The sequence below is a fragment of the Streptomyces sp. NPDC002092 genome (assembly GCF_053593775.1).
This window is the reverse complement of sequence record NZ_JBSFDG010000011.1, coordinates 109,124-123,161: the sequence shown is the minus strand read 5'-3', so window position 1 is coordinate 123,161 and position 14,038 is coordinate 109,124. Positions and strand designations below refer to the sequence as shown.

The 14,038-nt window shown below is 71.6% G+C and carries 16 protein-coding genes; 4 read left to right on the top strand and 12 right to left on the bottom strand.

Features of this window, described 5'->3' with window-relative positions:
* The first annotated feature begins 36 nt into the window (after positions 1 to 36).
* Positions 37 to 960 (top strand): transketolase family protein, encoded by a 924-nt coding sequence (locus ACWCRD_RS25515; RefSeq protein WP_450968082.1) that lies wholly within the window; start codon positions 37 to 39, stop codon positions 958 to 960.
* A 170-nt stretch (positions 961 to 1,130) separates the two neighbouring features.
* Here ACWCRD_RS25515 and ACWCRD_RS25510 read toward each other — a convergent pair whose 3' ends face one another.
* The 11 genes from ACWCRD_RS25510 to ACWCRD_RS25460 form a co-directional block, all read right to left on the bottom strand.
* The gene (locus tag ACWCRD_RS25510; RefSeq protein WP_450968081.1) at positions 1,131 to 2,393 is read right to left on the bottom strand and encodes an MFS transporter; all 1,263 of its coding nucleotides are present in this window, start codon (positions 2,391 to 2,393) and stop codon (positions 1,131 to 1,133) included.
* A gap of 325 nt (positions 2,394 to 2,718) precedes the next feature.
* On the bottom strand, positions 2,719 to 3,078 hold the full coding sequence (locus ACWCRD_RS25505; RefSeq protein ID WP_344400365.1) for an MmcQ/YjbR family DNA-binding protein: 360 nt from the start codon (positions 3,076 to 3,078) through the stop codon (positions 2,719 to 2,721).
* Positions 3,079 to 3,156: 78 nt separating this feature from the next.
* Positions 3,157 to 3,690 (bottom strand): N-acetyltransferase family protein, encoded by a 534-nt coding sequence (locus ACWCRD_RS25500; RefSeq protein ID WP_450968080.1) that lies wholly within the window; start codon positions 3,688 to 3,690, stop codon positions 3,157 to 3,159.
* Positions 3,687 to 4,274, bottom strand: a complete 588-nt coding sequence (locus tag ACWCRD_RS25495) for a helix-turn-helix domain-containing protein (protein ID WP_450968079.1) — start codon at positions 4,272 to 4,274, stop codon at positions 3,687 to 3,689. The genes ACWCRD_RS25500 and ACWCRD_RS25495 overlap by 4 nt, the downstream gene beginning before the upstream one ends.
* A gap of 65 nt (positions 4,275 to 4,339) precedes the next feature.
* The gene (locus ACWCRD_RS25490; RefSeq protein WP_450968078.1) at positions 4,340 to 5,242 is read right to left on the bottom strand and encodes a LysR family transcriptional regulator; all 903 of its coding nucleotides are present in this window, start codon (positions 5,240 to 5,242) and stop codon (positions 4,340 to 4,342) included.
* Positions 5,243 to 5,278: 36 nt separating this feature from the next.
* Complete coding sequence (locus ACWCRD_RS25485) at positions 5,279 to 6,472, bottom strand: glycine C-acetyltransferase (protein ID WP_450968077.1); 1,194 nt, start codon at positions 6,470 to 6,472, stop codon at positions 5,279 to 5,281.
* Positions 6,473 to 6,508: 36 nt separating this feature from the next.
* Positions 6,509 to 7,537 carry an L-threonine 3-dehydrogenase gene (tdh, locus tag ACWCRD_RS25480; protein WP_450968076.1) on the bottom strand — a complete coding sequence of 343 codons (1,029 nt, stop codon included), beginning with the start codon at positions 7,535 to 7,537 and terminating at the stop codon, positions 6,509 to 6,511.
* A gap of 201 nt (positions 7,538 to 7,738) precedes the next feature.
* Positions 7,739 to 8,635 carry a hypothetical protein gene (locus tag ACWCRD_RS25475; protein WP_450968075.1) on the bottom strand — a complete coding sequence of 299 codons (897 nt, stop codon included), beginning with the start codon at positions 8,633 to 8,635 and terminating at the stop codon, positions 7,739 to 7,741.
* Positions 8,636 to 8,792: 157 nt separating this feature from the next.
* Positions 8,793 to 9,167, bottom strand: coding sequence for a YybH family protein (locus tag ACWCRD_RS25470; RefSeq protein WP_450968074.1), 375 nt, complete (start codon positions 9,165 to 9,167; stop codon positions 8,793 to 8,795).
* A 32-nt stretch (positions 9,168 to 9,199) separates the two neighbouring features.
* Positions 9,200 to 9,913, bottom strand: a complete 714-nt coding sequence (locus ACWCRD_RS25465; protein ID WP_450968073.1) for an SDR family NAD(P)-dependent oxidoreductase — start codon at positions 9,911 to 9,913, stop codon at positions 9,200 to 9,202.
* 129 nt (positions 9,914 to 10,042) lie between these two features.
* Positions 10,043 to 10,981, bottom strand: coding sequence for a LysR family transcriptional regulator (locus ACWCRD_RS25460; RefSeq protein WP_450968072.1), 939 nt, complete (start codon positions 10,979 to 10,981; stop codon positions 10,043 to 10,045).
* Positions 10,982 to 11,089: 108 nt separating this feature from the next.
* Here ACWCRD_RS25460 and ACWCRD_RS25455 point away from each other — a divergent pair, with 108 nt between their 5' ends.
* From ACWCRD_RS25455 to ACWCRD_RS25445, 3 genes are read left to right on the top strand one after another with little or no spacing between them, the layout of a single operon-like run.
* On the top strand, positions 11,090 to 11,392 hold the full coding sequence (locus ACWCRD_RS25455) for a muconolactone Delta-isomerase family protein (RefSeq protein ID WP_450968071.1): 303 nt from the start codon (positions 11,090 to 11,092) through the stop codon (positions 11,390 to 11,392).
* Entirely contained in the window at positions 11,389 to 12,636 is a 1,248-nt protein-coding gene (locus ACWCRD_RS25450; protein ID WP_450968070.1) for a YbfB/YjiJ family MFS transporter, read from the top strand. Before ACWCRD_RS25455 ends, ACWCRD_RS25450 begins: the two co-directional genes overlap by 4 nt.
* A 13-nt stretch (positions 12,637 to 12,649) precedes the next feature.
* On the top strand, positions 12,650 to 13,255 hold the full coding sequence (locus ACWCRD_RS25445) for a GPP34 family phosphoprotein (protein ID WP_450968069.1): 606 nt from the start codon (positions 12,650 to 12,652) through the stop codon (positions 13,253 to 13,255).
* 155 nt (positions 13,256 to 13,410) lie between these two features.
* Here ACWCRD_RS25445 and ACWCRD_RS25440 read toward each other — a convergent pair whose 3' ends face one another.
* On the bottom strand, positions 13,411 to 14,013 hold the full coding sequence (locus tag ACWCRD_RS25440) for a TetR/AcrR family transcriptional regulator (RefSeq protein WP_450968068.1): 603 nt from the start codon (positions 14,011 to 14,013) through the stop codon (positions 13,411 to 13,413).
* Positions 14,014 to 14,038 lie beyond the last annotated feature (25 nt).

The following is a 14,038-nucleotide window of genomic DNA, read 5'->3' as shown; positions in this document are numbered from 1 at the left end:
GTTACTGCCTCCACCACGAGAAAGGCTCGACCCTCCATGGACACCATGCGTGACCGTTTTGCACCTGTCGTCTCACGGCTGCTCGACGAGGATCCGCGGGTCGCCGTCGTCCTCGCCGAGATCGGCAAGGACGGTTTCGCCGAGGCGCGGCGGCGACATCCGGACCGGGTCCTCAACGTCGGCATCCGCGAGCAGTTGTTGATCGGGGCCGGTGCCGGGCTGGCGCTGACCGGGCTGCGACCCGTCGTCCACACCTTCGCCAGCTTCCTCGTCGAGCGGCCCTTCGAGCAGGTCAAGCTGGACCTCGGGCATCAGGACGTGGGCGCTGTGCTGGTCAGTGCCGCCGGGTCCTTCGACTGGCCGGCCGGCGGATACACGCACATGGCTCCCGGGGACGTAGCCCTCCTCGACACCCTGGACGGCTGGACCGTGCACGTGCCCGGGCATCCCGACGAGGCCGAGACGCTGCTGCGGCACGCGGTCGCCGCGGGCGACGACAAGGTGTACGTGCGGTTGTCCGTGCAGGCGAACGCGGAGGGGCTTTTGGTCGACGGCGAGCGTTTCCTCACCGTCCGCGAAGGCCGCTCCGGTGTTGTCCTCGCCGTCGGACCGATGCTGGACGCCGTGCTCGCCGCGACGGAGGGGCTCGATACGACCGTGCTGTACGCGACGACCGTACGGCCCTTCGACTCGACCGCACTGCGCCGGGCGACGGAGACGGCCGGGACGGATGTCGTCCTTGTCGAGCCTTATCTGGCGGGCACGTCGACGACTGCGGCGAACGACGCGCTCTCCGACCTGCCCCACCGCGTACTCGCACTCGGCGTGGGCCGCCGCGAGCTTCGCCGGTACGGCCGCATCGAGGAGCACGTGTCCGCACACGGCCTGGACGCCCGGTCACTGCGGGAGCGGATCGGCGGGTTTGTCTCGGGCGGGCGGGTGGCCGCGCAGGTCGGGTGAGGCGGGGCGTCAGGGGTGCGCGGGGCCTCAGCGGGCGAGCCAGGCCCGAGCGCGAGCGGCGCGCGGTGTCGGAGGGTGAGCCAGGGGTGGCGGCGTGAGTCAAGTCCTTGGCACGTGGCGGCTGAGCGTGTCGGGCGAGAGAGCGAGCCGAGCAGCTGGATGTCCCCCCCTCAGCCCGTCGTCTGCGAGCGCGACCGCCGGGCTGGCGCCCCCGTGCCCGAGTCCGACGCCGGTGCGTCGGCGCGTATCAGGTCGCGTATGGCCGGTACCGACAGGAGGGAGACCGGGATGGCGAGGCTCATCGCTGCGGCGGCGAGGAGGACATGGTCGGCGCCGACGGCCGTGGCGGCGGGGCCGGCGAGGGCCTGGCCGACCGGCATCATCGCGAGGGAGCCGGCGACGTCGTACGCGTGGATGCGGTTGAGGACGTCGGGCGGGACCTGGGTCTGGACGCTCGTCGCCCACATCACGCCCCAGAACGACATCCCGGCCCCGGCGACAGCCGCTCCGGCAGCCATGGCCGGTACGCCGAGCCCGGCCCCGGCGGTCGCCGGGAAGCCCGCGAAGGCGAACAGGGAAATGGCACCTGCGCGCAACATGCGGCGGGGGCGCAGACGCAGCGCGATCAGGCCGCCGATGACGGTGCCGGCGCCGAGGGCGGAGTTGACCAGGCCGTAGGCGCGCGGGCCGTGCTGCTGCACGACCTCCGCCGCGATCAGCGGGACCGAAGGGCCCCAGACGGCGATCATGTACACGCACCAGACGGCGATCACAGCCCACAGCCAGGTGCGCGCTCTGAACTCCCGCCATCCTTCGATCAGATCGGCCCGGAAGGCCTTGCCGCCACCGTGTCCCGTCGGGCCGCTGCCCGGAGCGAGCGGGGGCAGGCGGAGCAGCAGGAGGCACAGGGCGCTGACCGCATATGTGGTCGCATGGGCCGCGAAGACACCGCCGGGTGAGGCGAAGCCCACCAGAACGCCGGCGAGCGCGGGGCCCGCGAGCTGGGCGGCGGACTCGGCGATGCGTATGGCGCCGTTCGCGCCCTGGATGTCGGAGGCGAGCCGGGGCACCGTACTGGCGACGCCGGGCTGGAACACGGCGCCCGCGACACCGTTGACGAAGCCGATGGCGCAGATCTCCCAGAGCACGACGTGACCGGAGTAGAACAGCGCCGCGGCAAGGGACTGTGTGCCGAGGCGTACGAGGTCGGCGCCGATCATCAGCTTCCGCGTACTGATGCGGTCGGCGATCACCCCGCCGAAGACCACGAGCCCGGCGAAGGCGACGGAGGTCGCGGCCATCGCGAGGCCGACCGCGCCCGCTCCGTACCCGTGCTGCAGCAGGCCCGCGGCGAGGGCGACGGGCAGCATGGTGTCGCCGAGCCGGGCGACGGCCCGCGCGACGAAGAACAGCGCGAAGTCCCGCGACCACACCGGCCGCGTGTCCCCCTGTCGCCCCTGTCGTCGTCCGTTGGCGCCTGCCGCCTCCCGTCCCGCAGTCCGGGCTTCGGCAACGATGTCATGAGTTCCGCGGGTCACTCCTTCCGGGCCGCCCTGTTGATCGCCTGCGCCCGTCCCGGCCCCCAGGTCCGACGGCTGCGATGACGTCCCGGTCACCCGTCCAACTCCCCTCCCCGTTGCCCGATCCCACACAAGCCCCGCGCCCCGACGTCTCGGTGGTAGCCGAAGCCCCCTCCGCCCCGGCTCCCGCACCGCCTTCGGATCATGCCACGCGCCACTGACAACGCTCGAAGCGTTTTCAGTCCGCGCCCGGCAGCCCCAACTCCGGGTAGGCGTCAAGCAGTCGGGGCGGCGCCGCCTGGCGCCAGGAGTCGGCGAGGATGTCGCGCAGTTCGCCCTCGTCCTCGATCGCGGCGAGGCGGGCTCTCACCCAGGCGAACTGTGCCTCGTGGTCGGCGATCCAGAACTTGCCCGGCTCGGCCAGCACCAGTTCGTCGCGCTCCTCCTTGGGGCAGCGCACCGCGATGGAGGTCTCGTCCTCGGGCAGCGTGGCGAACATCTTCCCCGCCACCCGGAACGTGGGCATGCTCCAGGCGATCTTCTCCGTCGTGTCCGGCAGAGCAAGGCAGATACGGCGTACGTCTTCGGCATCCGGCATGCTCCGCACCGTAGCCGCTGCCACTGACAATCACCTGGTGAGGGTGTGTGGCAGCCATCTGGCGAGGGCGTTGGGCGATCACCTCACGAGGTCGGTGGGTGCCAGCTTCTTGAAGTAGATCGACGTCGGTCGCAGCACGCCGTCCGGGGCGGCCGCGTAGTCCGGTATCGCGCCGATCCGGGTCCAGCCGGCCGCGCGGTAGAGGTGCTCGGCGAGGCTGTCGGTCTCGGTGTCCAGGTGCAGCAGGGTGATGCCCGTCGCGGCGGCCGCCTCCTCGGCGGTGGTCAGGAGTGTGCGGCCGAGGCCCTGTCCCCGGGCGTCCCGGTGCACCATCAGCTTGACCAGTTCTGCACGGTGGCGGCTGTTGGGCTTGTCCGGGAAGGCCAGGCTGACGGTGCCCACGATCCGCTCGCCGTCGCGCGCCGCCCACACGGCGAGCTGCCCGGCGGCGACCGCAGCAGCGCGCTCCTTCCACCAGGCGAGGGCATCCGCACGGTCGAGCGGTGCGAGGAAGCCGATGGAGGCGCCGCCGTCCACGGTGTCGACGAGAAGGTCCGCCAACGCGTCCACGCGCGCGTGCAGTTCATCGCGGTCCAGCCGGTGCACGATCACGGCAGCACCACCGCCAGGACGTAGCGCACGTCGTCCGGTCCCACGCACCGGAACCGCGTCGGCCCCCACACCCGCAGCCGCAGACAGTCCCCGGTGCCGAGGTGGTGCTCCACCTCCTGTGCCGTCACCTCGAGCGCTCCTTCCAGAACCCAGATGTGCTGTTCGAGGCCGGGCACGGGCGGGCGGTCGTACGCGATGTCCGCGCCCGACGTCAGCCGTCCCTCGACGAGTTCGCCGCGCAGCCCGGCGTGCGGCGGCGACACGCAACGTCGTACGAAACCGGAGGCCCTGTCCTCCCAGACCTGCTGCTCGGCGGCCGGCACCAGCAGCGCGGGCTCTGCCTCCACCTCGCTGAGCAGCTGGGACATCGTCCGCCCGTACACACCGCACAGGCGGTTCAGGAGCGAGGCGGTGGGGCTGATCTCGGCCCGTTCGGCGCGGGAGAGAGTCGAGCGGCTGATGCCGCTGCGCTCCGCCAACTCCCCCAGTGACCAACCCCGTTCGGCCCGCAGCTCGGCCAGCCGGGCACCGAGCCGTGCGTCGACCGGGTCGGGCCCGGCCTCGGAAACGACATCTTGTTTCATATTCGGGATGCTATCCCAGATCAGAGACGCTCACCCTTGTGGCTCCCGTCACACAGCGGGGCTCTCTACGCCCGCGCCGCCTCGTCCAGCGCCTCCAGTACCGGCCTGATCAGCGGGTGCTCCTCGGCTCCCCGACGTACCGCCGCGAAGACCCGGCGGGTGGGGGCGACCCCGTCCACCGGACGTACGACCACGCCCGTGAGGTCCATTCCGCGCAGCGCCGAGCGCGGGACCAGAGCCACGCCCGCGTCCGACGAGGCGAGGGCGACGACGGCCCTGAAGTCGTCGGAGGAGTGTTCCAGGCGTGGCTGGAATCCGGCGCTCTCGCAGGCCAGGACGACCACTTCGTGGCAGGGGTTGCCGGGGTACGGGCCGATCCACGGGTCCTTGGCCAGGTCGGCCAGCGGGATCTCGGCGGCCTCTGCCAGCCGATGGCTCACCGGGACGACCGCGTCGAAGGGCTCGGCATACAGAGGTAGGTGGGTGAGGCGCGGGTCGTCGGCGGGCGGCGCCCCGCGGTACTCGACCGCCACCGCGACGTCGACCTGGCGGTCCAGGACCATCGGCAGGCTGGCGTCGCCCTCGGCGTCCTGGACGCGGATGCGGATGCCGGGCGCGGAGGAGGCGAGCCGCGCCACGGCCGGCGCCACGACCAGGGCGATGCCGGTCGCGAAGGAGGCGACGGTGACCGTTCCGGCGGCGCCCGAGCCGTAGGCGGCGAGCTCGGCCTCCGCCCGCTCCAGCTGGGCGAGGACCGCGTTGGTGTGGCTGAGCAGGATCTCGCCGGCCGGGGTCAGCCGTACGCCCTTGGCGCTGCGCTCGACCAGGCGGTGGCCCGTCTCCTGCTCCAGCGCCGTCAGCTGCTGGGAGACGGCGGAGGGGGTGAGATACAGCGCGGCGGCAGCCGCCGTCACCGTGCGGTGGTCGGCCACCGCACGGAGGATGTGGAGCCGCCGCGCTTCGATCATGGGATCGATTATCTCAATATGTCCGGGACGGCCGGATCAGGCCTCCAGTTCCGCCCGCGCCGCCACGAAGGCGTCGACGGCCCGGTCGACGTCCTCCGTCGAGTGCGCGGCGGACAACTGCACGCGGATGCGGGCCTGCCCCTGCGGCACCACGGGGTACGAGAAGCCGATCACGTACACGCCACGCTCAAGGAGCAGTTCCGCGAGGCGGCCCGCCTTGGTCGCGTCGCCGATCATCACGGGGGCGATGGCGTGGTCGCCGGGGAGGATCTCGAAGCCCTCCTCGGTCATCCGGCGGCGGAACAGGGCGGTGTTCTCGGCGAGGCGGATGCGCAGATCGTCCGCCGACTCGAGGAGGTCGAGGACCTTCAGCGAGGCGGCGGCGATCACCGGGGCGAGAGTGTTCGAGAAGAGGTACGGCCGTGAGCGCTGGCGCAGGAGCGCGACGATCTCGGCGCGGGCCGCGACATAGCCGCCGGACGCGCCGCCGAGTGCCTTGCCCAGGGTGCCCGTGATGATGTCGACGCGGTCCATGACTCCGTGCAGTTCGGGGGTGCCGCGGCCGCCGGGGCCGACGAAGCCGACGGCATGGGAGTCGTCGACCATGACCATGGCGTCGTAGCGGTCGGCGAGGTCGCAGATCTCCCGCAGGGGTGCCACGTAGCCGTCCATGGAGAAGACGCCGTCGGTGACGATCAGGCGGCGCCGGGCGTCGGAGGCGTCCTTCAACTGCCGTTCCAGATCGGCCAGATCGCGGTTGGCGTAACGGAAGCGGCGAGCCTTGGACAGGCGGATGCCGTCGATGATCGACGCGTGGTTCAGGGCGTCGGAGATGACGGCGTCCTCGGGGCCGAGCAGCGTCTCGAAGACACCGCCGTTGGCGTCGAAGCAGGAGGAGTACAGGATCGTGTCCTCCTGGCCGAGGAAGGCGGACAACCGCGCTTCCAGCTCCTTGTGCACCTCCTGGGTGCCGCAGATGAAGCGGACCGAGGCCATGCCGTAGCCCCAGCGGTCCAGCGCCTGGTGCGCGGCGGCGACGACCTCGGGGTGGTCGGCGAGGCCGAGGTAGTTGTTGGCGCAGAAGTTGAGGACCTCGCCGGGGCGGCCGCCCGCGGTGACGTTCACGGTCGCGGACTGCGGGGTGCCGATCACGCGCTCGGGCTTGTGCAGGCCGGCGGTACGGATCTCGTCGAGGGTGGCGCGCAGGTCGTCGCGCACGGAGTCGAACATGGGAAAGCTCCTGAAAGTGCTGACGGGTGAAGGGAGTTACACGGTCCAGTCGAGGATGACCTTGCCGCCGCGGCCGCTCGCCGCGTCGGCGAACGCCGCCTCGAAGTCGCCGTAGCCGTACCGGCCGGTGATCACGGGTGACAGGTCGAGGCCGGCTTCCAGCAGCACCGACATCGCGTACCAGGTCTCGAACATCTCCCGGCCGTAGATGCCCTTGATGGTGATCATCGAGGTGACGATGCGGGCCCAGTCGACCGGGAACTCCTGGGCGGGCAGGCCGAGCATGGCGATACGGCCGCCGTGCGTCATGTTGGCGATCATGTCGCGCATGGCCTCGGGCCGGCCGGACATCTCCAGGCCGATGTCGAAGCCCTCGCGCAGCCCCAACTCCCGCTGTCCGTCGGCGATTTCCGACTCGGCCACGTTCAGCGCGAGGCTCACGCCGATCTTCCTGGCCAGCTCCAGCCGCTCCTCGCTGACGTCGGTGATGACGACGTTGCGGGCGCCCGCGTGCCGTGCCACCGCGGCGGCCATCAGGCCGATCGGCCCGGCCCCCGTGATGAGCACGTCCTCGCCGACCAGCGGGAAGGAGAGCGCCGTGTGCACGGCGTTGCCGAACGGGTCGAAGATCGCGGCGACGTCGAGGTCCACCGGCGCCCGGTGCACCCACACATTGGCGGCGGGCAGGGCGACGTACTCCGCGAAGGCCCCGTCCCGTCCGACACCGAGTCCGACCGTGGCCCGGCACAGATGCCGCCGCCCGGCCAGGCAGTTGCGGCACTTCCCGCAGACGAGGTGCCCCTCGCCGCTCACCCGGTCGCCGACGGCGATGTCCGTGACATCACGCCCGGTCTCCACGACCTCACCGACGAACTCGTGCCCGGCCACCAGCGGCGTACGGATGGCCTGCTGCGCCCAGCCGTCCCAGGCCCGGATGTGCAGATCGGTCCCGCAGATGCCGGTGCGCAACACCTTGATCAGTACGTCACCGGGTCCGACGCCCGGCTCCGGCACGTCCGCGAGCCACAGTCCGGGCTCAGCCTTCTCCTTGACCAGCGCCTTCAACGCTACGGCTCCTGTCGGTGAACCCCGGGCCCGGGCATGCCGAAGGAGCCCGTAGCCGGGGAGAGGGGTGGAATCGCGTAGCAATCTGCCGCACGACGCCACCCCGGGTCCATCGAGCTTTTCTTAACCCGCGCCACAGCTCCGCTTCACACCCGGCCCACGGGCCTCAGTCCTGCCCATCGATGTGCGTGGCCGGCTCGGTCATGGTTGTGCCTCTGCGGCTTTCGCCTGCTCGATCCGGGACTGCGCGGCCGTGAGCGTCATGCTGCCCTCGCACACGGCGCGGTGCAGGGAGTTCTCCAACCGGTCGTCCGCACTCGCCTGGGAGAGCGGCACGGGGCGCAGGTTCGCCGGGTCGGACGGGGCCCCGCCCAGTTCCAGGGGGATGATGTGGTCCTCCTCGTAGTGCGAGGGGTCCTTGTCCGCCGCACTGGACGCCGCGAGCTGCTGTCTCTTCAGTTGCTCGGTCACATCGACCGGCGGGCGTATCGTCGCCGTCCAGCCCGGCACACAGATGGTCGAGTGGATCGTGGACTGGGTCACGGCCGGATTGAGGGCCCCGGCCGTGCCACTCGGCGCCGTGGGCACCGGAGTGGGAGTCGGGGGACTCGTGGCTACGAGGTGCAGCGAGCCGTAGGTGATGGTGCCGTTCTCGACGATGTACGAACCGGCGTAGTCGGCGGTGCTTCCATCGGTGTGCGTGGCGTGGAGGTGGACATCGACCGTGTTGCCGTTCACATCGTCGATGCTGATGACGTCGGCGGCCGTGTCGGCGAAGCCGCCCGCGAAGTCGGCGTAGGGCCGGCCGAGGTGGCTTCCCCCGAGATCCCACGCCCGGCGGTAGTCGTGGGCGTTGATCGCGGCGTAGAAGCTCTCGACGACGGAGGCAGGATCCGCCGGCGTGCTACTGGGAGCCGGGGGCGGCAAGGACGGCGTGGACGGCGCCGCCGACGTGCTGGGCGGCGGCGGGCGCGGTGTCCCGGTTGCGGTCGATGCGGTCGGGGGCGAGGCCGGGGACGTACCGGCGTGCTGGGTACAGCCGGCGAGACCGAGGCTGACGGTGAGGCCGAGTGCGGCAGCAGTTCTCGACGCCTTCATACTTCACGACCGGCGGGGCAGGCATGCGGATATTCCGGGCCCCCAGTGCTCCATCGGGTCAGGCGCGGCGGTCGAGGCGTTCTCGCACACACTCCGAGAGTACTTTGCCCACTTATATGCCGATAAGCGGGACCCTGCATTCCGCAGGGCCGGCCCCTCACTCCAGGCGGGACACCTGGTAGTGAGCGATCGACCACCCCTCCCCCACGCGTTTCACCAGGACGGAGAGCTTGACGGCGATCGCCGGCCGGTCGGTGAAGGTGAAGTCGACGTCCAGGTAGCCGAGCACCAGGTCCTCCGTGAACCGTCTGGTCTCGAGGATGCGGTAGGCCGCCTTCATGCCGAGGGGCTGGGAGTCGTAGTACCCGGCTACGCCCTGTCGTCCGACGCTGTACGGATGCAGGCCCTGGAAGACGGCGTCCTCGGTGAAGCGGGAGGCGACGCGCTCCGGTCGGTGTGCGTCGACGTCGGCCTTCCAGGCGTCGAGGACCGCGCTCAGGATCTCTTTGTCGTCCGTTGTGGTGGTGGTCATGGCCGCTCCTTGGTGAGTGATCTGACGAAGCGTCAATGTCCGGCGCTCATACCGCCGTCCACATGCAGGATCTCGCCGGTGACGAACGGAGCCGTCTCCAGGAAGAGCACGGCGTCGACGATGTCGCTCACTTCGCCCATCCGGCCCACCGGGTGCAGGGCGGCGAGGAAGTCATGTGTCTCCTCGGGGTGCATGGGGGTCTTGACGGTGCCGGGCGAGACGGCGTTGACGCGCAGGCCGCGGGCGGCGTACTCGATGGCGAGGGACTTGGTGGCGGACTGCAGGCCTCCCTTGGTCAGCGAGGCCAGGACGGAGGGGACTCGGGAGTCAGCGGCGTCCACCAGGCTGGTGGTGACGTTGACGATGTGGCCGCCGCCCTGGGCGAGCAGATGCGGTACGGCCTGCTGGGTGAGGTGAAAGAAGCCGGCGACGTTGATGCCGGTCACGGCGGCGTAGTCCTCGGCCGTGTAGTCCGTGAACGGCTTGGCGACGAAGATGCCGGCGTTGTTGACCACCGTGTCGATACGGCCGAAACGCTCGACGGCGGCCGCGACGACCCGCTCCGCCGTCGCCGGGTCGGCGATGTCTCCCTGGACGGTGAGGACGTCGGCGTCGTCGGCGGGGGCGATGGTGCGCGAGGTGGCGACGACCGCGTGGCCGAGCTTGCGGTAGCCCTCGACGAGGGCGGCGCCGATGCCCTGCGAGGCGCCGGTGATGATCGCGACCTTCTGATGCTGCGTGCTCACAGTGACCTTCTTCCGAGGGGCTGGCCGGTCACTAGCCGACCGGTCGACTATTTGGAAGGTAGGTCGAAGCGCTCGGCGACGGAAGGATCGGCTTGCTCCTGCGTGGGAGGTGCAGGCTTTCAGAACGGGTCAGCCCCGGAGCCGGTAGGGATCGTCGGCGGGCAGCCAGGCATCCGGGGCGTGGATGCCGAGGTCGTCGACGCCCTCGCACAGGGCGTCGACGGCGGCGAGGACGCCCGCGCGGTCCTCGGCCTCCCGCCAGACCAGGGACCAGGTCCAGTAGGCCTTCGGGGCGACGACCTCTCTGCGGACCAGGTCGGGCGGGAGCGGAGTGGTCTGCCCCTTGGGCGAGTTGAGGACCGGGCGGCGGCAGCGGCGGACGTGGTCGAAGAAGGCCGGTCCGGTGATCGCCCCGTCCGAGATGCGTACGACCCGCGCACCGGTGACCTGCGCGAGTTCCTCGGCGTACACGTTCCAGGACGCCCAGGAGGTGATGTCGTCGTCGATGAGGACGTCGGTGTCCTGGGCCGCCACATCCGGTGCGTCAGGGGAGTCGCCGCCCTTGGCGACGGCGTACAGCCGGTCCGCGCCCATCAGCCGGGCCCGCAGACCGAGCCGTTCGAGGTCCTCGGTGCGCAGCCAGCACACCGCGAGGTCCAGGCTGCCGTCGGCCACCCGGGCGGCCTGCGTGTGCGAGGGAGCCACCCATGCGTCGACGTGCACCCGGGCCACCGCTGCCGTACGTGAAGTCAGGTCCGAGGGCAGCCAGTTGACGTAACCGAGCCGTACCGACTGCGAGCCCGACAGCCGGCCGGCCCGGTGCTTGAGGTCGTCGGCCCGTTCCAGCAGGGCGCGGGTGTGCGGGAGCAGGTCGGCCCCGGCGGGGGTGAGGGAGACCGAGCGACGGTCCCGGTCGAACAGCCGGACGCCCAGATCCCGTTCGAGGGCCTTGATCTGCTGGGAGAGCGAGGGGCCCGCGATGAGCAGCCGCTCGGCGGCCCGGCCGAAGTTCAGTTCCTCGGCGACCGCGACGAAGTAGCGCAGCTGGCGCAGTTCCACGCGCGCCATGCTACGCGCGCTGGGAGGCTGCGCCTATCAGCAGCGAGGAAGCCGGTCGTGGCATCGGTGCTGGTCACGGGCGCACCATGGGCCCACCAACGACGATCGGAGCACATCATGCGCGAGTTCCTGGTCGAGATCACCACCACGATCCCCGCGGGCACCGGCCAGGACGAGGTCGACCGGCGGCGGGCCGCCGAGGCCGTCCGTGCGCGGGAGCTGGCCGCCACCGGCAATCTGGCCCGACTGTGGCGCCCCGTGGGCGAGTTGCGCAGCATCGGCGTGTGGCGGGCCGCCGACGAGGCGGAGCTGCACGAGAAGGTGCTCGGCACGCTGCCGCTGCGCCCGTGGATGACCCTCGCCGTCACGCCGCTCGAGTCCCACCCCAATGACCCGGGCCGGGTCGACGGCACCCGATGAGCACCCCCTTCTCCCCCTGGACCCATGTCGCCCGGGCCGCGGCGGCGCTCGCAGCGGGCATGGGAGTCGGCCGCTTCGTCTACACGCCGATCCTGCCCCTGATGCACACCCAGGCGGGCCTGTCCGCCGACGCCGGAGCGAATCTGGCGACCGCCAACTACGTCGGCTATCTAGTCGGGGCGCTAGCGGGCATCCTGCTGCCCTGGCTGGTGCGATCACGTGCCCTCCTGCGGGGCTCGCTGCTCGCGCTGACCGCGACACTCGCGGCGATGCCCCTCACGCACAGCACCGCGATGTGGGGCGGGCTGCGGCTGCTGGCCGGGGTGGTGAGCGCCCTGGTGTTCGTCGTCGCGGCCAGTTCTCTGCTGCACCATCTGCGCGGGCACCCGGCACACCTGCCCGGCTGGGCCATCGGTGGTGTCGGCGCCGGCATCGCGCTGTCCGGACTGCTGCTCCTGGCCCTGCGGTCCGTCGCGGACTGGCGGGTCGCCTGGTGGGCCTCGGCCGCGCTCACGGCGCTGCTCACCGTCGGCGCGTGGAACCTGCGCCCGGAGGCGGCTGCGCCCGCGAGCAGCGGGACACCGGAGAGTGCGGCGCCCCGCACACACCGCTGGTTCGGCGCGCTGCTCGTGAGCTACTCCCTGGAGGGCATCGGCTACATCGTCGCCGGAACCTTCCTGGTCGCCGCGATCGGCCAGGGCTCCCCCGGCTGGGTCGGCAACGGCTCCTGGGTGCTGGTGGGGCTGGCCGCCGCCGCGTCCCCGGCGCTGTGGGCGCGGCTGGGACGACGCTGGTCCCGGCCCGCGCTGCTGCTCGCCGCGCTGGTGGTGCAGGCGGTCGGCATCGCCCTGCCCGCCCTGATCGGCGGAACAGCTGCCGCACTCATCTCGGCGCTGCTGTTCGGCGGCACCTTCCTGGGCATCAGCATGCTCGCCCTGGCCACCGGCGCCCAGCTGCGCTTCCCCCGCTCGGTCGCCCTGCTGACCGCCGGCTACTCCGTCGGGCAGATCCTGGGCCCGCTGGTCGTCGCCCCGCTGCTGCACCACGGCTACCACCGGGCGCTGCTGTCGGCCGCCCTCGTGGTCCTCGCCGCGGCCGCGGCCGCCGCCGTGCTGCGGATCGGCTTCCCGCACCACATGGTCGTAGTACGACACACAGCCGCGCCGCGGCAGCGAGAATCGTCCGAGGACGCCCGGCCTGCAGAGGCCGGCCCCGATGCTCTCGCCCCGCACCCGGCCAACTGACGTGGAGCCGCCGATGAACACCGCACGGGACCTCGCGATCGTCGCCCTGGACGCGGCGCCCAGCCACCAGGTCCAGCAGGGCGAACTGTCGCTCGCACTCGCGGGAGCCGAGGTGCTCGACCTCATCGAGGCCCTGGCGCTCGCCCTGGACGGCGACCGCATCCTCCCCAGCGCCCCGTCACCCACGGGCGACCGCCTGCTGGACGAGGCCGCCTCCTCCCTCGTACGACAGGAGCCGTACGAGACGGTCGAGGAGTGGCTGTGGCGCCGGGGCCGCGGGCTGTCCTCGGCCTACGTCGACGACCTGGAGCGGGTGGGACTGACCGCCCGGCCGCGCGGGCGCCGGATTCCGCTGCGGGCCGGGCGGGCGGAGCTGGTCGACTCGCCGGCCCGGCGGCAGGCCGAGGAGCGCTGGGCTTCGGGCGAGCCGGTCCTCGCCGCCCTGGCTGCGGCCGCCGGGATCCACGAGGAGCAGGTCGCTGACCAGGACGAACTCTCCGGTGAGGCGGTCACGACCGTGCTGGCTGCCGTCGGCGATGCGGTGATGGAACTGGAGGCCGTGCGACAGCGGAAGGCCATCGAGGACGCTGCGTTCGACAACGTGTGGCGCGGGTACTAGGCGCTCCGCGCGAGGGCGCCGCGACGGGCCGTCAATCGTGTGCGGCTTCGTCGTGGCTGGTCGCGCCCCGCGGCACTGCCGCAGATCGACACAGCCCCGCGCCCCTCAAAAGCCGCTGCCGACCCGCGGCGGACTCCGCCAGGCTCTCTCGGCGGCTACGCGGGACCCGTGGCGCCCAGCAGTGCCCGGCAGTTGTCCCACAGCGGGGTCAGGCGCCGGGGGTTGTTGTAGAGCTTGGCGAACATCACCTGGCCCTCCAGTTGGGCGACCACCGCCCGGGCCGCCTCGCCGGTGTCGGGGGCGGTGACGTCGCCGCGGTCGCGGGCCTCGCTGATCACCGCTTCGACCATGTCGACCTGGGCGTCGAAGATCTCCTGCAGCCGGCGGCGGACGGCCTCGGCCTGGTTGCTCAGTTCCAGGGTGAGGTTGCCGAAGAGGCAGCCCGACACGGTGCCGCGGCCCTGCTGGGCGGCGAGCTGGTCGGCTTCCGTCTCCTCGAAGAGCCGCCGCAGCCGCTCCAGCGGTTCCCCGTCACCACCCAAAGTGCGTGCCCAGGCGCGCTGTTGAGCCGCCCAGTGCTCGTCGACGACGGTGAGTGCGAGGGCCTCCTTCGACTCGAAGAAGTAGTAGAAGCTGCCCTTCGGCACCCCGGCCGCCTTGCAGATCTCGGCCACGCCCAGCGCCGTGTAGCCGCATCCCTCGATGAGCGAGCGTGCGGCACCGAGGATCTTCTGCCTGGCGTCACTGGTGCGTCCCACGCGGCAAGAGTACGTAAGTACCAGA